General features: G+C 49.8%; 20 protein-coding genes and 2 pseudogenes. 6 read left to right on the forward strand and 16 right to left on the reverse strand.

Features of this window, described 5'->3' with window-relative positions; translation table 11 throughout:
• Positions 1–52: 52 nt before the first annotated feature.
• Positions 53–550: a hypothetical protein gene (locus CWO84_RS23685; protein ID WP_101055758.1), complete on the reverse strand. Its 498-nt coding sequence runs from the start codon at positions 548–550 to the stop codon at positions 53–55.
• Positions 551–700: 150 nt separating this feature from the next.
• Positions 701–1,363, reverse strand: a complete 663-nt coding sequence (locus CWO84_RS23690; RefSeq protein ID WP_240618138.1) for a hypothetical protein — start codon at positions 1,361–1,363, stop codon at positions 701–703.
• Between the two features lie 166 nt (positions 1,364–1,529).
• Between CWO84_RS23690 and CWO84_RS23695 the strand changes: the two genes are divergently transcribed.
• Positions 1,530–1,907: a hypothetical protein gene (locus CWO84_RS23695; RefSeq protein WP_101055617.1), complete on the forward strand. Its 378-nt coding sequence runs from the start codon at positions 1,530–1,532 to the stop codon at positions 1,905–1,907.
• On the opposite strand, the gene CWO84_RS23700 is transcribed toward CWO84_RS23695, so the two are convergent.
• The 11 genes from CWO84_RS23700 to CWO84_RS24240 form a co-directional block, all read right to left on the reverse strand.
• Positions 1,885–2,421, reverse strand: a complete 537-nt coding sequence (locus tag CWO84_RS23700; RefSeq protein ID WP_101055618.1) for a hypothetical protein — start codon at positions 2,419–2,421, stop codon at positions 1,885–1,887. The genes CWO84_RS23695 and CWO84_RS23700 overlap by 23 nt on opposite strands.
• 344 nt (positions 2,422–2,765) lie before the next feature.
• Entirely contained in the window at positions 2,766–4,571 is a 1,806-nt protein-coding gene (locus CWO84_RS23705) for a VWA domain-containing protein (protein ID WP_101055620.1), read from the reverse strand.
• 88 nt (positions 4,572–4,659) lie between these two features.
• Positions 4,660–5,859 (reverse strand): DUF3150 domain-containing protein, encoded by a 1,200-nt coding sequence (locus tag CWO84_RS23710; RefSeq protein ID WP_101055621.1) that lies wholly within the window; start codon positions 5,857–5,859, stop codon positions 4,660–4,662.
• 123 nt (positions 5,860–5,982) lie between these two features.
• Positions 5,983–6,744 (reverse strand): hypothetical protein, encoded by a 762-nt coding sequence (locus CWO84_RS23715; protein ID WP_101055622.1) that lies wholly within the window; start codon positions 6,742–6,744, stop codon positions 5,983–5,985.
• A gap of 2 nt (positions 6,745–6,746) precedes the next feature.
• Positions 6,747–7,688, reverse strand: coding sequence for a MoxR family ATPase (locus tag CWO84_RS23720; RefSeq protein ID WP_101055624.1), 942 nt, complete (start codon positions 7,686–7,688; stop codon positions 6,747–6,749).
• Between the two features lie 112 nt (positions 7,689–7,800).
• The gene (locus CWO84_RS23725) at positions 7,801–8,013 is read right to left on the reverse strand and encodes a hypothetical protein (RefSeq protein ID WP_101055625.1); all 213 of its coding nucleotides are present in this window, start codon (positions 8,011–8,013) and stop codon (positions 7,801–7,803) included.
• A 320-nt stretch (positions 8,014–8,333) separates the two neighbouring features.
• Positions 8,334–9,335: a lambda-exonuclease family protein gene (locus CWO84_RS23730; RefSeq protein WP_101055627.1), complete on the reverse strand. Its 1,002-nt coding sequence runs from the start codon at positions 9,333–9,335 to the stop codon at positions 8,334–8,336.
• The gene (locus tag CWO84_RS23735; protein WP_101055628.1) at positions 9,332–9,667 is read right to left on the reverse strand and encodes a hypothetical protein; all 336 of its coding nucleotides are present in this window, start codon (positions 9,665–9,667) and stop codon (positions 9,332–9,334) included. The genes CWO84_RS23730 and CWO84_RS23735 overlap by 4 nt, the downstream gene beginning before the upstream one ends.
• A gap of 95 nt (positions 9,668–9,762) precedes the next feature.
• A complete protein-coding gene (gene bet / locus CWO84_RS23740) occupies positions 9,763–10,803 on the reverse strand; it encodes a phage recombination protein Bet (RefSeq protein WP_101055630.1) in 1,041 nt (346 codons plus the stop codon).
• Positions 10,804–10,947: 144 nt separating this feature from the next.
• Complete coding sequence (ssb, locus tag CWO84_RS23745; protein WP_101055760.1) at positions 10,948–11,448, reverse strand: single-stranded DNA-binding protein; 501 nt, start codon at positions 11,446–11,448, stop codon at positions 10,948–10,950.
• Between the two features lie 65 nt (positions 11,449–11,513).
• A complete protein-coding gene (locus CWO84_RS24240) occupies positions 11,514–11,762 on the reverse strand; it encodes a hypothetical protein (RefSeq protein WP_133120730.1) in 249 nt (82 codons plus the stop codon).
• A 29-nt stretch (positions 11,763–11,791) separates the two neighbouring features.
• On the opposite strand from CWO84_RS24240, the gene CWO84_RS23750 reads away from it, so the two are divergent.
• Positions 11,792–12,442, forward strand: coding sequence for a hypothetical protein (locus tag CWO84_RS23750; RefSeq protein ID WP_101055632.1), 651 nt, complete (start codon positions 11,792–11,794; stop codon positions 12,440–12,442).
• A gap of 151 nt (positions 12,443–12,593) precedes the next feature.
• Here the strand turns inward: CWO84_RS23750 and CWO84_RS23755 are convergent, their stop codons facing one another.
• Positions 12,594–13,307, reverse strand: coding sequence for an autoinducer binding domain-containing protein (locus CWO84_RS23755; RefSeq protein WP_101055634.1), 714 nt, complete (start codon positions 13,305–13,307; stop codon positions 12,594–12,596).
• 148 nt (positions 13,308–13,455) lie between these two features.
• On the opposite strand from CWO84_RS23755, the gene CWO84_RS23760 reads away from it, so the two are divergent.
• Together CWO84_RS23760 and CWO84_RS23765 are read left to right on the forward strand one after the other, a co-directional pair.
• Positions 13,456–13,896: a DUF4902 domain-containing protein gene (locus CWO84_RS23760; RefSeq protein WP_205800467.1), complete on the forward strand. Its 441-nt coding sequence runs from the start codon at positions 13,456–13,458 to the stop codon at positions 13,894–13,896.
• An 81-nt stretch (positions 13,897–13,977) separates the two neighbouring features.
• Complete coding sequence (locus tag CWO84_RS23765; protein WP_101055635.1) at positions 13,978–14,535, forward strand: acyl-homoserine-lactone synthase; 558 nt, start codon at positions 13,978–13,980, stop codon at positions 14,533–14,535.
• 206 nt (positions 14,536–14,741) lie between these two features.
• Here CWO84_RS23765 and CWO84_RS23770 read toward each other — a convergent pair.
• Positions 14,742–15,185, reverse strand: a pseudogene (locus CWO84_RS23770) (transposase); the annotation flags it as partial.
• A gap of 163 nt (positions 15,186–15,348) precedes the next feature.
• Here CWO84_RS23770 and CWO84_RS23775 point away from each other — a divergent pair.
• Together CWO84_RS23775 and CWO84_RS23780 are read left to right on the forward strand one after the other, a co-directional pair.
• A complete protein-coding gene (locus tag CWO84_RS23775) occupies positions 15,349–15,732 on the forward strand; it encodes a hypothetical protein (protein WP_205800469.1) in 384 nt (127 codons plus the stop codon).
• Between the two features lie 93 nt (positions 15,733–15,825).
• Positions 15,826–18,492 (forward strand): DNA phosphorothioation-associated putative methyltransferase, encoded by a 2,667-nt coding sequence (locus CWO84_RS23780; protein WP_101055637.1) that lies wholly within the window; start codon positions 15,826–15,828, stop codon positions 18,490–18,492.
• On the opposite strand, the pseudogene CWO84_RS25105 reads toward CWO84_RS23780, so the two are convergent.
• Positions 18,489–18,596: pseudogene (locus CWO84_RS25105) on the reverse strand (IS630 family transposase); the annotation flags it as partial. The gene CWO84_RS23780 and the pseudogene CWO84_RS25105 sit on opposite strands and share 4 nt — an antisense overlap.
• Positions 18,597–18,780: the final 184 nt, after the last annotated feature.

Genomic DNA, 18,780 nt, shown 5'->3' on the forward strand with positions numbered 1-18,780 from the left:
GGGTACAGTGAAAAACTCGACTTAACCGAGTGTCAAAAATGAAAACGGCGCGTCAGATCAACGCGAACCGTTTACCTTGAATGAAGTCCTGATACTGCCGAGCTTCGGTTTTTGCTTTGAACCGGGCATGCACACTGCCATCAATCCAGATTTCCCAAGGCAAGCGGTTAAGCTCACCTCTCACAAGTTCCAAGTCACCCACTCGAAAATTATCTTGTTGGTAAAGCACCTGGCGCGGACTATCGATACGAACGATGCACTGATCCAGCAATGCCGGACCACCGATGTCACCCGGTTCGACCAACAGCGGCACTTTAATCGTGCCGGTCGAGCGACCGATCCAACCAATGACATCGTGCTCATCAAGCCACGACTGACCGGTAGCTGGATCGCCGTAATACAGCCGGATTTTGCGTCGGCTATGGCGAAGCTGTTCCAACAACTCAACTACCGGTTCCGGTGTGTCGGCGTGGTAACAGGTGCCTGACGGCAAACGCTGATAGTGGATGCAATGACCCGTGCTGAAGGTGTGTTCAAAGATTTGATTCATGATGTTGTCCTCAATGAAAAATGGGAACATCACGATTCCCCAGCGGGAATAGGACATTCCCGTGTGGGTGGATAAAAATGAGTGCCGAATCGAATGACTTGGCTAACTCAGGCTTTTGCAAATTCCGCGCTTAAACACCGCGCGCATTTTTTAGGATTGGATGTCCAGTACAGGTTTTCCCAAGGCTTGTAGGGCCAGAGGGATTAACTGATCCAAATCCTCCCAATCGATAATGCCGCCGTTGGCTTCGCCTTGTTTATAGGCTTCAACTAATCCCCGGCAAACCTGCATGGTCGCTTGCTCTTTCTTCAATTGCCGTACTGAATGATCCGGTTCTGGCAACTGTGCAACGGCAACGCATTCCCATGCCAAGCTTTCACCCTCCACTTCATGGTATTCGTCCGAAAATAACGGCATGGCAGCGGTGTCATCCCAAATCGTGCCATCATTGAATGCCTGCTCGGCAAGCTGTTGTGCCGCTTCGAGACTATCCGCGGTGACGCCAACCGAAACCCGGTGTACATAGTCGATTTCGTAGGAGACTATGAAGAGCCGATTCACGCCCGCCGCCGTGACATTGGCTGAGGCGGGTTCTTCGACTGGCAATTCGGTTTCCGCCGATTCACCCTCGATCAATGCGCTGTCATAAGGCTCGATTTCCTTGTTGCAATCCGGGCAGCGATCGTTACAGCCGCAATCCCATACATCCTCCCATTCGTTTTGGCAGTAGGGACAGCGGTACTGATTCAGATAGCGAACCGTGCTGGCTTCGATCTGCATTACAGTAACGCTTGGTTGTTCGATTAATGTCATGGTCATTTCCTCCAAAAAATGCAGGAACGACCACCCAACAGGATGTGGTTCCTGCAAGTTTAAAGTCGCTGATTAATGCCGAAAATCAGCTCGCACAGTGGGGTTGAATTAACGAAAAAAATCGGTATATGGTGGCTAAAACTCATTAAAAAGCAGAGAAATGACCATGTTTGACGATATTTTGCGCATTTTTGATTTCCTCAGTCCTAAGCAGACGGAAGAGAAGTATCCAAGTCGAAAACCGATGGCGATTCCGGTCGACGAACCACTAAAAGTCGTTCGACATTGCCAACAAATTTTCCAAAAATTGGATATTTTGGAAGCCGACGTGCTCAAGCGGGTTGATAACCCTGAACAAGCCTGGCCGTTTCTAAACAAGATTCGACAGATTCGTCGGGAAACCCAGAACGATTTGTTATCGCTATTGCCCGAAGGTAGCTGGGTGTTTGCTGAAGAATCGAATCAACACGAGATTCCACTTCGCCGTATCAATACGGCAACCGGAACCACGTTGCGGGTATTCAATGGCGGGCTTGCTGATTAATCGGTAACGCGTTGGCGTTACCTTTCAGCGCTTCCCGCAATTGAAAAACTTGTTGGGCGGTTTTGGTGGATTTTTCATCTACCAGGACTGATTCGCCCACTTTTTTAGACCGTCGACGGGGTTTAACTTCGCTTTCAGCCAAGACAATTGTCGGTTTGATTTTTAAAAGCTCCCGCTCCAGTTTGGCGATTTCAATATCCGCCTCGTAGAGTTTGATTGTTTTCTGTTTGGCTTGATATTGAAGTTCCAAGCTATCCAGTTCGCGATTCGATTCACGATTGCGACTCTGAATTTCCTGACGCACCGAATCCGATATTGCCAACCAATCCATCTCATGACGGATGCTGGGCATGATGATCGGTAGCCGGTGTCGTGCCAAACGCTGCGCGCGATAGCGGTGAAGCGTTTGAACTGCGTGTTTCAATGCATTCAATAGTTGCAATGCCGTTGCCCAAATCACTCGCAAGGCGAGGATGAACATAGCCAGTAGGATGACGCCGAAAATAAAGTTCATTGAAGTTCTCCTTTAAAAATTTAAGAAAACACTTCGAATGAACAGCACCCGGCCGAGCGATGGTCGCCCGAAGCGGGTTTTTTGATTTGCAGCAGTTAATACCTCTGCGTTTTACATCGGGCTTAACGCACCCGACACGATCACGATTAACGTGCTCGCCGCCTAAAGACGGAACGCCGACCAAAGTCGGATTCAGCATTCTGGAAAGAACGCATGAAATGTCTGTTTGTCGAATGGACTCCAGTAAGTGAGTGCATTCGACAAACTGCGGTTGCAATCAGCTACCCATAGCCACAATCCAAGGCATTAAGCTAAGGATTGGGCTACGGATAACGGACTGATGGTTACGCTGCCAACAACACCGCTTTGGAGAGTTCGAACAATTGTGCTCTCAGCTCTGAAAGGTCATTAATGGTGATGGCAATCGGGAATAGATGGCTTACATCCAATCCCAAACCGACACCGACCGTTTCAATGCCACTATCGCGGCAACGCTGCAACAGTTCTAGAGTGCTCAGTGACTCGTTGGGTTGACCATCGGTCATTACCATCAGCACTTTACGCGGTTCCCGGCAACGAAGTAGTGACGCTGCACCAAACCAAATCGCTTCCGTCATCGGCGTACTGCCCGTAGCGGCCAGTGAAAAGGCACCGGTGCGGGCATTCACGCGTTGGCCATGCTCAAGCAGCCGAAAAACCGAGTCATCTTGATGACCGGGAAAGGCAGTGACGCCAGGACTAACCCCCGGAATCCCTTCAAAGGCCAATGCCAGCGCCAAAGTCGCTTCCAACGCAATCGGCATTCGCGATCCCATCGGTTGGCCTTGGTTATCGGCCACCTGATAACCCATGCTTTCGGACTTATCGAGTAACAAATGAATCGCCGTATTCGGTGCCACCTTGGACTGCTTGCGCTGAAACAGCTTGGTTTCGCCGAGAGGTAAGCGGTGTAAACGCTTGCCATCCAGCCGTCGTCCACGACTGGCGTGTTGCGAGCGGTTTAAGGTTTGCGATTGCACCAAGCCTTGCAAAGCGCCGCGGATTTTTCCCGATTCGCCTTGCACCTTACGCAGTAAAAACGCACCGGCCCGCTCGTCCATAGGTGGCTCGTGACCACTGGGCATCAGCAATTCCGATACATTTTCCGCAGCCAACGACAACGCCGATTTCAACGACTCAAACATATCCTGCTCGATGTCACCGTCGCCGGCGGACAACAGGGTTTGCAAGACGCCCATAGGGTCGGCAATCTCCGCGTTTTTTTCATCTTCACCTTGCGGATTGGATGGCGTTGCCGGTTCATCGTCAGGATTTTCCGGATTCGCATCATCGTTACACATCGATTCTGACGACGATTCGTCATCAGTGTCGTTGGGTAACTGTTCATCGGGTTCCACGTCATCCGGAGAATCCGAGGAGTTCGAATCGTCAAAGTCAGCTGTTTCAACATCCTGATCCGTATCGTCCGGTTCAGGCGATGTGTCATCATCTGCCGATGGCTGTGCCTGATGACGCTGCCGTTGTTGCTCGAATTCCTGCTCAATCATGGTCAGGATGCGATCCGTCAATTGCAGGCAATCACTCTCCGATTGCAATCCCTCTGGGACTTCGGACAACAAGCCTTTCAGCCGCGTGACCACACCTTTCGGAAAATTCGCTTTCAGTACCGCTTCGGTTTGTTCGACCAACGGCAGCAAGGCTGATTGGCCCAACACCTTGGCCCGCAAATTTTTCAACACAAAGCTGTACAGAATATTGGCCGGATGATCATCGATATTGCTGGCCACAAAGTCGCCTTTGGCAATCATCTTCTCAATCACTGTGCGTATCGTTAGCCTGGTACCCGGAAAGTCCTTGGCCAGTTCGTGCTCGATGCGGACATCTTCGATGGCACCGCATAAGCGCCTGCGTAATACCGAATGCCCAAAGCGCAGCGTAAAATCCGAATAACGAATATGCGCCGCCTCGTGGGCCAATAGTCCCCAGGCGTAATCCTGATAATCCGCATCGTCGCCCTCATAGGCCGGCAGCCAAATGGTTTGACCATCGGTTTCGGCTTTATCACCGCCGACACTGACTTTGACGCCAAAGCGATTGCCAATGGCCGCCGCGACGATGGGGAATGCGTTGTGTAAGGTTCTATTTTTCATGGTGTGCTCCAAAATACAGGGCAAACAATGACCCCATTGGGACATGAATTTGCCCCAATGGGTGAATAGTTAAATGGCGTCAGATCATTCAGAACCAGTAGTCCTGGTCAGAATCGTCCGCTTCCTCATCGTCTCCCGCCGTCACTGTTGCCGGTTCTGCTGAATGCTCAGAAGGGTTGGATTCATCTGCATCGCTGTCGGTTACCAGTTTGGTCTGATTTTTATCAAGTAAGACCTCAAGCGCCCAGTCATCCGATGCCGATTCCGGTTCGAGTTCATCATCAAAGATGCCGTCAAACAGATCGGTAAAATCCGGATCGTCTGCAATGTTCTCAACAATCACTGGAGCGGGTAATGCTGGCTGTACTGATGATTCGAGTTCCGATTGAGCAACGGATACTTCAACATCAATATCAACATTGGCATCGGTCTGAACTGCCGGCACTTGCGCCGCCAACAAACCTTCCCCGTGCCTCCGGGTTTTATTCGGATCGGCCAGCAACATCGCCGTGGCGAGGATTTCCTGCAGCAAACTGCCCTCGATCGAACCCCGGTTCGGGATTTTGCCGAGCAAGTCGTCAATGGTCGCCACCACCGGCGCCACGCGATGATCCAGAAAACTCAAACCATCAAGCTTGTCGCGGATGCGTTTGATCGGCCTAAGCGCATTGCGGGTGACTTGTTCCTTGCCGAGTAACGATTGCTCGACCAGCAAGTTGGCATCCACTGAGATTTCATGAAACATCTGCTCGCTCAACGAACCGATTTTGCTTTCCAGGCGTTCGACCTCTTGTGTTGGCATCTGTTCGGGTAAAGCGACCGACACCACCAGATAATCGAACGCCAGGCGGGTGGCGACCAAGGCCACCGAGTCGATGGCTTTTTCGATGATGCCGGCAAATTCCGGATGCTTGACCATCCAGTCTTGTACCGCCGCATCGTAGCCATCCAGAAACTCGGCCCGGGCCTGGGCAAAATCCCCGGAAATCCGATCCAGTTCCGCCGTAACCTGCGCCGCTGCTGAAACCGGTACGATGAATCCACCCAGGAATCGAGTGCCGACGCGTAAACAAATGCGTTCGGCTTCCTTTTTCAGGCGGTTGAACACCGATAGCCGATCCGGATCGAGCAAACGCTTCGAGCCCAGACTAGCCAAATCCTCCGGCGGTAATTTACTACCGTCGGCCAATACCAGATCCTCCTTGTTGAGCTTTTTGCGAGCGCCGTAAATCGTAGCGTCGACCTTGATCAAGACCACTTGATCTAAAATGAGTTGGGTTCGTGTCATGTAAACCTCCTATGGAAGAAGGCACACTGATCCCATGGGGACTAATGGCCCCTTCCGGGTGAATGTAAAAAGTACCTGCATCGAATTTTCGCTGCAGGAATCAATGGTCGGAACCTCAGCCGATCAAAACCAGTGATCGGTCTGATCGGCCATGGCCAACGCCAGGTCGAGCTTGGGTTTCAACAGTCCAAGGCATTCCGCTAACGGCCTTATGGCCGGGAGGTCGGTCTTGAATAATGCCAAGACTTCGGTTTCGGCTTTCAGGTCCGCCGACACGTCGCGGCCATTTTCGGTGGCAATGCCCACCGAAACACCGGGAAACTCGGCATGCTTCAAGGCCATCAACCACAGCCAAGGCAATACCCCGTGTTCGCGGTGGATTTGCCCACTGAGATCGAAGGCTTCCTCGTCCAAACTGGCATCAATCAGCCGTTGCCAACCGGACCAGTTGCTTTCGGCGAGTTCTTGAGCTTGAGACCAGGCTTCCAGATCGCCCAACCAACGCCGTAGCGCGATACCCATGTCGAGCAGGGTCGTGTGTCCGGCGCGACAATCGACATGCCAATACAGCTTGTCGACCGCGACTGGCGGAGACGGAATGGCTATAGCTTCTGGAACTAACGGGGTGGTCGACAAGGACGAGTCCGGAAAACGGACATTGCCGTTCACATCAATATCCACCAAGCCGACCCATACATAGCCTTTGGCCTGTTTTTGCCGTTCGATTTCGCGTTGCTCAATTCCGTACCGGTTACTCACGCCCGGCAATCGATTGGCCGTTTTGCCCCAACGGGTGGTGATACTGCCATCCGCATTACTTCGGACCGCCCAGTCTTTGGAACTGCCGTCAGTATTACGATAACGGTATAAAGTCCAGGCCGTCATAGCTACACCGCCCAATCGTCCCCGAACACATCCTTAGCGATGCGATGAATCGCTTCGCGTTCGGCGGGTTCGGCGCGAAAGGTCAAGGCGCGATCCAGCGAATAGGCCAAGGCATTGGGTGCACTTTTAAAGGTGGCGACCAACGATGCCCAGCGCACTAAACCGCGCGTCGATAAGGTCACCGACAACATGCCGCCGCCATCCGCACCGCCAATGAAGACTTTACGAATCTGATTGGCAACCTTAATCATGCTTTCCCGTACCGATTCCGGCATGGTCGGCACCACATCGGCCAACAGTTTCATTTCGTCTTCGGGTTCGGGGTAACCAACTTCCATCAAGCGAAACCGATCCAGAAACGCGAGGTTCTGCCTTAACACCCCTTGGTACAAGCCCGATTGATCGCCGCTGCCGGCACTGTTACCGGTGGCGACCAAACGAAACTTGGGATGCGGCGTAATCACATCGCCGGTCTGCGGAATCGTCAACGGTTTGCCTTCGACGATTTCATTCAAGCCAATCAGTTCGGCTGGATCAATGGCATCGATTTCGTTGATCAACAGCACATGGCCCAGGCGTACCGCCAGGGTCAAGGGGCCGTCAATCCACTTCATCGCACCGCCGTCGACCAGCATGTACTGACCGAGCAGGTCGTTCAGTTCCAGTCGACCGTGACCGGTGACCGAATGCACGCCCCAATTAAGACGCGCCGCGACTTGCTCCAACAACGAGGTTTTACCGGATCCGGTAGGACCGGTCAGGTATAAGCCGTCGCCATTGTGGCCGCCTAAAAACGCCAACACATCGCGCAAGTGATCCTTGCGAAACACATACGGCTTGATAGCGGGCACATACGGGTTTTTGGCCGGGGAAAAGCCTTCCACCTTCATGGACGCTGGGGCCTGAATGCCGAAGGTGTCGACAATGGAATAGGATTGATACATGGTGAGCTCCTCGAGGACTAGCCTCAGAAAACAAAGGGCGCACCGACCCCGAGGGGAGATGCGCCCCCAACGGGTGTTAAAACCCTGGCAAACCAGGGCAGATAAAAAATGGTTAACGTAACTGCATCACGCAGTACATCGCCCATTCGGCGCGGGCCAACAGCTCCCGATCCATCAAACGCAGGATGCGCTGAATGTCGCTTCTCAAACCGGGGTCCGAGATTTGACGGTACATGTCCAGCAACAACCGCTTTTTGGCCTGGATGTCGTCGCTATGCGCAACGTTCAACCAGCCGTGCAAGGTTTTCCAAAAGTCGTGATTCATGATGACCTCCTTCAATGATTAAAAGGGGTCACCGAGCCCCGCAAAGGTGATGAACCCCAACGGGACAAACTAAACACACCAGGCTTGACGCACCTGGCACACGAGGCAAACGCTCATGCCGCTTAACAACGGAACGCCGGTCGAAACCGGATTCGGGATTCCACGAAGGGAATACCTGAACGATGCGGGTTTTGGGTTGGGTTTTACGGCAAAGCCCAGCCTAAAACCGACATGCGCCATCTAACTCGATCGTGCCGTCAATGAATGAACATCCCGTAACCACCAGGGTTACAGGATGTCGTTAAACGAACCATCAAGACTCAAAACCAAAAGTCCACACCCGCCAGGTCTTTCAAGGCTTGTGCATCGAACGGTACTTCGGCATGTTTACCGTCGTCATCCCGGCAGGTCACGCGAACCCGCGTGGCAGAAGGTTTACGATAAACTTCCAGCACGGCAGCCGGAACATCCGGTTGCAAGGCGTGGAGTGCCGCCTTGTAATCGATGGCGCCCTGGCTTTGAAACCGACTGATCCGCAACCCGGAATGTTCCGCGGCCACGTAATCACCCATTAGCAACACCAACGTGTTTTCAATGGCCGCCTGATTAGCCTCCAAGGTGGTTAGCTCCGCTTTCAAATCCGAGATTTTCACGGCTCGATTGCGATAACTCGCCGCCAGTTGTTGCCATTGCTGTTCCGCATCACCTTTGGGTAAGTACAAATCACGTTCGGGATCCTTGCTCGGCTCCTTTTTCGATTTGACCGACGACCAGAAGTCCATCGCAGTATCAACCAACTCGGTGAGAAAGCTCTCATCGCGCTGAATTTCAAACTCGATGTCCTGGCCTTGGTGGTAAAAAAACAAAAAGCCGCGTTGCGCTTCGGACACCAGCAATTGCTGTTGCACCTGGCACCAATACAACTGATAGGCCGCCGAGGCTTCCCGATTCAACAGCACATCCAAAAACGTGGTCTCGTGCGGACATTTGATTTCCACGGGTTCATTCGAGTCGGACAAACCATCGAACGAAGCCCGCATCAACGGATACTGTTCCGACTCACCGCATAGCGGCAATAACATCAGCTCGTGTTTGTCCTCAAAGCGTTGCAGAGCCTCGGGCTCTTGCTGGATGCCGGCACGGATCAACGGGTTGTTGTCCAGGCTGGCTTCCAGCACCAAGCCGATTTTCTCGGCCCAAAGCCGCCAAGGGGTTTTGTACGGCGAGCGATTCATGACGATGGCCGCTTCGCTGGCACTGACACCTTGTAATCGCCACAGGCGCCATACGTCGGAACGTTGCGATACGTCGACGACCTTCATCGCGAAAATCCGGTCAACTGCACCTGGCAACCGAAGCGCACCGTCTCGATGCCGAGCTTGTGCAACTGGGTCTGGCAACGCCGGGCCCAATTGCCATCGCCGAACAGCAATAGCAGTTCGTCTTGCGCCGGCAAACACACCCCGCCAAAACTCTCTGCCAGTGTCGTCAGTTCCGGCTGGCTCAAGGGCTGCGGATTGGGTTCGTTACTCTGAGGGCGCCACAGGCGTTCCAGAAAACCTCGGCCGTGACGGCGTAACACCGTGGGTGAATCGTAACGTTGCCAGTCGGTATGACAGGGCACGCGGTTTAATGATTGATCGTTTGTATTCATGACCTCTCCTGATAAAACAAGAGCGTCATGTCCTACCCCGTGGGCGAATCATGACGCCCTCGTGGGTGGTTAAAGAATTTGGGATTGCAGCGCTTCTACGCCGCGTGGCCCAAAGTTTGACGGGCCTGATTCATGGCCATGTCTTTTGCGGACAAGGGCGGCATGCCGGCACTGTCGGTTTTACCTAAGGCTGATGTTGCCCTGGGATCAACCTCCGATACCTTATCCAGCTCGGCCAAGGCAAAGGTCAGATCGATGCCTTTGAACTTTTGGTTGGCATAGTCGTAGGCCGCTTTCCAGGCACCGGCCGCCGTAGTACGACGTACCAATTCCGCCACGGCTTTTTGCACCTTGGGATGAATTTGCGACACGTCGATCACCTGAGGTATGTGCTCGGGTGAGTCGGCAAACCGATCGCCTGCATCGCTGTCCCAAACCGTCGCTTCGCCGTCAATGACCGTGCCGTCCTGGATGTCGTCAAGCGTTTTGCCATCCATTTCCTCGGCGGCATAGCCGCATTCCTCCGGAAAGGCTGCACGCAAGGATGCCGCTTTACCGCATTTGGCCAATTGCCCCTTGGGGCGTTTGATCCATATGGCGGTTGGGACTTGCGAGTTTTTACCGCCGGCCGTGCTATAAGCCTCCAGCCAGTAGACTTCCTCGGTAAAGGCGCAACGTTTGCCGCCGACGATCCGGTACACGGTAACCGCCACCCATTCAGGGAAGGTCACGGTGACACTGGATTCCTGCCATTGCTCGTTGTCGTCCTTGTAGCGTCCGGTAAATGTTTTGGTGATATCAGGACCCCAGACGGGCCTATCCATGCCGGCCCAAACCCCGGTACGCGAGGCGGTGGTCTGAATTTCCATGATGGACGGCCAGACGGTTTCGACATTGCGGCCAAGAGCGGCACTCCACATCGGCACGATATGCACCGGTTTTTTGAAGATGTCGAGCTTGCGGGCCTTGCAATAATCCAGCGCCATCAGAATGGCTTCCGGGGTTTTCGCCGTGGGAAAGGTGACTTCGGTCAGTACCTTCCAGGATTGCTCCGACAGACCGTAGCTTTGTTGCACAACAGCCGGCATCGGCAAGTCACGAGTTTTGGGTAAGGTGTTGCGATTGTTTTGGTTCATGGTGGGTCTCCTTCAATAAAAAAAGGGAACGCCATTGCCCGCCGGGGAATGGAATTCCCCGGGGGGTTGAAATACCGAAACCTGCAAAAGGGTCGGTGGTGTAACCGTTAAACCAACGAACGCCAATAATCGGCGTTACAGGATTTAATGGATGGGCATATCGCTATATTCGTCGTCCCAATCGGCGTCCTCAGGAGCCGGAGGCGATGATGGCGAACCATTGGCGACTGCCGCTGCGTTAGGGCGATCCAGCATCTGCAATTCAAAGGCGGCAATTTCGGTACGGTACCGTTTATCGCCCGCTTGGCCCCATTGCTGGGTACGCAAACGGCCTTCGATGTATATCTGGCTGCCTTTGTGCAAATACTGCTCGGCGGTATCGGCGAGTTTTTTGAAAAACACCACTCGATGCCATTCGGTTCGCTCCTGTTTGCCGTTTTTAGGGTCGTTCCAGATTTCGCTGGTTGCCAAACGGACGGCGACGACCTTGCCGCCGTTATTGGGCATATAGCGAACATCCGGATCGGCGCCGAGCCGGCCCAGCAAGATGACTTTGTTCACGCCGCGATTGGCCATGATGACATTCCTCCTGTCGGCCGCGCCCGACTCAACGATAACAATACCCTGCGGCGCGGCGATGGGTATGCCGGAACGCCGAATCCCCGCGGGAATCGAGGCGCCCGGCAGGGTAAACACAATCAATAGTCACATCAGGCTTGACGCACCTGACACGCCGATGGAAAACCACCGTCGCCGCTTAAAAACGGAACGCCGACCGAAGTCGGATCAAGGCGATCATGAAAGACCAGCCGAGAAAGTCTGGGAAGAAGCGAAAGGCCGATGGCCAACCGATTCCATTGGCGGGTATTGAAGCAGAGATTTTTTGAAGAGTTCTTGCAGCTGATGACGAATTCGCCGTCGTCTGCGGAAAGGCTAAAAAGAATTTGGCATACGATCATGAACCATTCGTCCACATCAGGAAACGGTCATGTCCGAAGCAGCCCCACAGCCCAAACCAGCCCAGCGTCGCGCCATTAGTCGGCCGATATTTGAGCGTACGTTTAGCATCAACAGCGAACAAGCCATTCGGGTGATTCGCAACAGCTATCAGCGGCTGATGGTGTCTTTGTATGCGATCGACGTGATCCTGCGCATCATCGGCCGGGAGGAAACCGTCGATGAAATCGAAAGCCTCGTCAGTCAGATGATTGCCGAATGCGCGGAGCAGCTACAGCAGGAAAAAAGTCGACTGGAAAAACTCAAGGCCGATAACGGTATCAGCGAAACGCCGACCTACACGCATCCCAGGGAATTTGTGGCGAAAATCGCTTCGCCGCAGATTGCGCAATTCGTCGAGTTGATTCGCTTATTGGACCAATTGATGATCGTGATGGACACCTTGTGGCTGTGCCAGGTCATCTCCAACAAACACTGCATTGCCGCGCGCCTAGAGTGGCAGCAGCGATTGCAGCGACTAGCGAATAAAATTGTGACGATGGAAAAACATGCGCATCAGGCGGCGTATGAACAGGGGCATGGGGAAGAGGTGCGGTTGGCACGACAAGAATCAGGTTTGCAGGTTGAGCCGGAAGTTATTTTCGAAGACGATTCTAAGGCCAATGCAAGCCAATCATCTTAACGAGCGAACGAAATCAGCAATAAAGGAAAAGTAGCTGCGGGGAGCTAGATCGCTGGGTTTAAATTGCCTCTACTGGGGCGCTAAACGGCACATACGCATGCGGTAGGCGCCGATGGTGGTAAGCAATATATGGGGCAAAGACCATTTCAGTTTACAACAAACCAAGTATTGAGGCTTTTATTGCGGCAGCCGTTTTATTGGTCGTATTCAATTTTGTTATTAAATTATTGATATGAAAGTTAACCGTACGTTCAGCAATATTAAGGATTTCAGAAATTTCACCTGATGTTTTACCAACAGCTGTCCATTGGAGCACTTCTATCTCACGTTTTGATAATTTTGTACTAACCTCAGGCATCAGTTGCGATACCTTTAGGCACTTTGACATACCTTCATGCGCAATTTGAGTCAGCCATGCTATTTCAATCCGCTTGGTATTCAGTTCTGTTTCTGAAATAGGTTCATTTGATCGTGCCAGCGTTAGCATGCTGACAACGCCATTGAAATCGCGAATGGATTGAGCCCATCCAAAACACAATCCAAATGAATGCGCTTCTTCCCATAGACTACGTGCTTGGACAAACACATCGTCTGTCCAGATGAGCGGTAATAGCGAATGCATTGCATGTTGCACCGTAGGATCAATCGCAAGATAATTATTGGTTTGGTATTGTTTTCGCCAGCCCTCGGGATAATTATTGAGCATAAAAACCTTTGGCTCTATCAAGGGAAGTGGCATTCGTAAGCCATAGGCGCAATAATCGAAGCCAAGTTCTTTACTACGTTCACAAATTGCTTGAAAAAGCTGATGATCGCTTTGATTAGTCATCAATGTTTGGAGCTGATTTTCTTGCCATACCTTCATAAAATCCTTTACATAATGGTAAGTTCGCGATACACCTAGAATGATTCTTTGATGAGAGTCAAAACTCGTCTTCTGTCAATCTTTACACTATCAAATATTACTGATTTTATGTAGTGTTTTGTCTTTTCCGTTTTTTGAGAGGCACAACATGCAATTTAACGAAATAACCGGAGCAGAAGGCATTGCAATCATGCCGATTATAGCCATATCGTCTGATAGTTATATACGCCTGACCTTTGAAAGGTTCCGGAAAATTACGTTTGTACATTTGGTTTCTGGTCTTGATGAAGATAAACCGGCAATGTTACAGAAAGGCACTATTTTCACTGAAATTACGGGTTATACAGAATGGGTCAGCGAAACGACACCAACCATTAGCATCGGATGGGATTGGATGATCCAGCCGCCCCAAGAAAAGGAAGGTTTTTATAAGAGAATCAGTGAGCCAAGAAGCAACCTCATGCTGATTGATTCACAACAGCAAGATTTTGGGCCGGTCAAAACGGCTATGCTGATCGAAACCGTGATTGACGAAATAGTTTGGCAAAATGTAATTCAACAATATATAAGCAAGCGCTACACTTATTAACCTGTCAAGGTTGACAGTTGTTTCTAGTTGCGGGTCTCTGTCAAATTAACCTCAACATACGACCTATTGAGGAGACAGAGGATGTGCGTTGTAAAAGGTAGACAAGAAGACCTTCCTGCCGGCCTATATTCAATGGTTGCCAACTATCGCCACAGAGTGTTCGTTGAGCAACTAGGTTGGCAACTCCAGACTTTTGGTAACACCGAACAGGATCAATTTGACCGTGACGATACGATCTATGTCATCTCCAGAGATAAGTATGGAGATATTACAGGATGTGCTCGCTTGCTGCCAACCACTCGGCCCTATCTGCTTGGAGAAGTTTTTCCGCAATTGTTAAATGGAATGCCTGTGCCAAATTCACCGGATGTATGGGAATTATCGCGCTTTGCTTCGGTTGACTTCAATACAAAAACATCCTCCGCGGTTGGACAGTTTTCTTCTCCTATCACCTTATCTTTACTTCACGAATCTATTGCTGTTGCCGCTGAAAATGGCGCAAAGCGCATCATAACGGTTTCGCCAGTTGGCATTGAGCGCTTGCTACATCGAACCGGCTTACGCGCCCACCGGGCTGGGCCGCCAATGATCGTCGATGGACATCCAATTTTTGCATGCTGGATAGATATTAGTATCTAGGGAAGCGTTGAATAAATCCAGAATTTCTCGGCGCGAGCCCGAGGAAAATGCGATTTTCCTTGAGCTTACAAAATTAATTACTTTCAGTGATAGATTTTGATTGTTCATCCCCTCATTCCCGGAAACGCTGATTTAATTAGTGTTTCCCCAAGAAAAACAATATTTTCAAAGGATAAGCTGATTGTACCGAAATCGATATGCATCATTTCGTTCTTCGTGACTTCGCTAGCTCGCTTGACCTGGCGGGTTTTCACATCGCAAAACTGCAAGGGCTTCCGAACCAGTTCGAACGCGACCGGAATTGATACGCCGCCGCTGTGGTACAAGGCATTGAGCAAATTGATGCCGCGGACCGAACGCCCTTGGCAATGATCATAATGCCAGCACATCACCTCGTTCTCGTCCGTCCAGGCTTTCTCCTGGATCGTATCGTCGAAAATCAATACCCCGTCTTCGCGCTCTATCTGCCGGACCGTTGATTTTACTTGCTGCCATATGTCCCTCGATGTGTATTCGCGCTCCGCTAAAAAGCGTGTCACTCGATCATGACTTACTTCACCATCCAACATCGACGACATCCCGGTGGCCGTCGCCGCACTAAATGTGCTGATCAGGTAATCCGTATATAACTCTAATTCTGCTTTTTTCATTCCCTCAGAATAACCGGTTAGTGCGACGGATGCGTAACATCAGTTATCTAAGCTATAATCTAACGTTTTGCTTTTGTCGGCCGAAGGAAAAGCCGGTATTGTGCTGATAAATTAAGACGTGCTGCCAGGAAACGTAGGCAAAATAAAATGCGTCAATTCGATTATGAATGAAAGGGAATACGATCATTTAATCGGAAAAATTTACGATGCCGCCCTGATGCCGGAATTGTGGCTGGTTTTTTTGGAGCAGTTGTCGGATATCTTTAAAAGCCAAGGTACGGCGCTTTATCTGGTGGATTTTGCCAACCGCAATTCTACTTGCCGCAGCAATGAGATTTCCTTCATTCATTCCGTTCGCTCTGCGCCCGAAACCGTCGTGTCTTACGAGCGTAATTATTCCAAGGTCAATGTCTTGCTTGAAAATTCCAAGGATTTACCCGAAGGCGCACTGATAACAGCCGACCGCTTGTTTCTCGTGTGGGAATTTGTCTTCACAATATGGATGCTCACATTTTTCCCGATAGCAAATCCATATTATTTCAATTAGAAAAATTGCAATCATTTTAGGGGCTAAAATCAGATTGGTGGCTAGGTTATTCTGAGATAACAAACTTTAAAAAAAGTTGAAAGGATATTCTGAATGAATGCAAAACCAACAGGTAAAAAAGTTTCCAGTAATCTTTATTTACATATCGACGCGATTCAAACGTTAGGTTCTGATGAACAAAAAGCTATTGACTTAGCATCGACTATTGCCAATTTAAAACTTGGTCAAGATTTCAATGTCATAAAACTGAATAAAGATGAGTCTCGTATCACCTTATTGAACTATCCTAGTTTCTTTGAAGAGAGCTTTCCGATTCTTCGATGTTACTGGACTGTCGATATCGAAAACGGCTCATTTCGATTTCGAACTTACCAAGATTCTCTAAATCCGCCAATTTTGCATCGGAAAGAATTATTACTTTCAGTTGATCATCCAAAGTATGCCCAGTTCGAAGCACTGACTATAGCAGCCGAGCAAATCGGCATGTTCGATGACACAGCCCGAATAGGTTTTCTGCAAGCATGGAATGCATTGCTGATGCAAAAAGGCTATCGCGTTGTTGATCATCAACTAGTTCCCATTGGTAACGACGAATCGGATTTTAGCGGCGAACCTCAAGTTGAAAGTTTTAGAGGTGTTGATCGACATCTTACAGCCTTAACCCGCTATGGATTTTCAGCACCTGTTCAAACGCTGGCACGTTTCGGTTTGCTTGATGGATCAAAATCTCTTTTTGACTATGGCTGTGGTCGGGGAGACGATTTGCGTGGATTGCGAGAGAATGGTATTGACGCGACGGGCTGGGATCCGTATTACGCGCCTAATGAAAAGAAGCAGATAGCCAATATCGTCAATCTGGGTTTTGTCATCAATGTTATCGAAAATCCGATCGAACGTTTAGATGCTTTGCAGGGAGCCTATTCTTTAACAGATGAGCTATTGGTCGTATCGGCTATGTTGGCCAATCCAGACACTGTACGCGGCAGGCCATATGGCGATGGAGTGCTAACCACTCGCAACACATTTCAGAAGTACTTTACTCAAGGAGAGTTGCGCGGCTATCTAGCAGAAGCATTGGATGAAGAACCGATACCTGTGGGTCCTGGCATTTTTTACGTGTTCAAGGATAAAGATGCCGAACAACGTTTTATGGTTGGGCGTCAGGTTAATCGACGGAATATTCTAAGACTAGCCCACTTATCCCGACCCGAAAAACCGAAGCGGCATGACAAGGCGGAGGAAAAATACCAGCAGCACTATGCGTTATTAGAATCTCTATGGGAAATGTGCCTCGCATTAGGGCGCGATCCAGATCGAGGTGAAATTCCTGTCGATCCAGCTCGAGCTTCGGATGCTGGTCACAAGGTAAGAGATTCCAACCAATTCATACTGAATATGTCTGCCATATCCGCCAATTTTGGTTCACTACCGGCAGCACTTCGATTCGTTAAATCCCGAAAAGACGACGCTGAGAAGATGATTGAAACCGCCCGTCAGTCGCGGATCAATGATTTAAGCGTTTATTTTGCCCTGCTACAATTTGAAAAGCGTAAGCCTTATCGCCACCAGGAAAGTCGCTTACAAAAAGACGTAAAAGCTTTTTTTGGTGACTATCGCGACGCAATGGAACTTGGTCGGAAACTTTTATTTGCTGCTGGCAAAACAGACAATATCGATGCGGCTTGCCGTGATGCTGCCGAGCATGGCGTTGGCTGGCTGGAAAACGGTGAATCTCTAATCTTGCCAACCGAGCTTATTGTTCAACTCCCACCAGTATTGAGAACTTATGTCGGTTGCGGTCTTCGTTTATATGGTGACGCGACTAGTGCTGATTTAATCAAAGTTCACATATATTCTGGTAAGCTCACTCTGATGAGTTTCGATGATTTCACTGGTAAACCTCTGCCACGAATGCTTCAACGCATCAAAATCAAACTACGTGAACAAGATCTGGATGTTTTTGACTATGGAGATAGTTTTGAGCCGCCCTATCTTTATCGTAAATCACGTTACATTAACGAAGAATTTCCGCACTATGTTGAGCAGATAGCTTTTGAGGAATCATTAGAAAAAGCAGGTTTGCTCAACTTCAGTGGCTATGGTCCAAAACCAAGTGAATTTGACGCCCAGCTTTCTCAAGCACGTTGGGAAGTCAAGGATTTTAGTCTAATCCGTAGTCTATCCATTCCTGATATTGATACTTCCTGTGGTCGCTATTTTACTTTTCGACAATTGATTGAATGCGGCGAAACTCAGACTCGCACGGGCCTTCTCAATTTACCCAAGGAACCGCAAAGCTACAATGCACTATATGAACTTGCCATTAATATCCTTGATCCCGTAATCGATTATTTTGGCATGATTAGGCTAACGTATGGCTTTTGCTCCCCTGAGTTAGCTAGGCAGATCAAAGGTCGTATTGCCCCAAAGTTGGATCAACATACTGCCCATGAACTTAATAGAAATGGACAGCCGATTTGTCCGCGACTAGGTGCCGCGGTGGATTTCAATGTAGAAGACGAGGATATGGAAGAAGTCGTTCATTGGATTAGTCAGAATTTACCCTTTGATCGAATCTATATTTATGGTAGAAATAAGCCTATACATTTGAGTTATGGGCAAGATAACTCTCGTCAAATTGTTGAGATGGTTACTGGGAAGGGAGGCAAGCTAATACCCAAGATACGAAGGGGAACGAGCTCATTCAAACCATTAACCAACCCTGTTTACACAAAATTCAGGACACCCTCTAGTGTTTAATTGCGTAAATTAGTTATCGTATTTTTAATCTGGCTCCCTTGCACCTCTCGCCGACGCCATTTAAAAGGTTGAGCATTTTGATTATGTCTTACGATAAAGGCTTGCTGTTTTTGTTCGGTTGTCAGTGCTATTTCTATCGCTTTTCTAGGCATAGTGCCCAGTATAGCTGATAAAAAATATTATTAATGCAATTAAACACTAGATTCAAAGCTTTTAAAGAAGCCTAAAGTTTGCCTGAACACATAATTTGTTTGGAATGCGTTTCAATAATTTTGGATTTAGCTGCTT

Source organism: Methylomonas sp. Kb3, assembly GCF_002834115.1.
Lineage (GTDB): Bacteria > Pseudomonadota > Gammaproteobacteria > Methylococcales > Methylomonadaceae > Methylomonas > Methylomonas defluvii.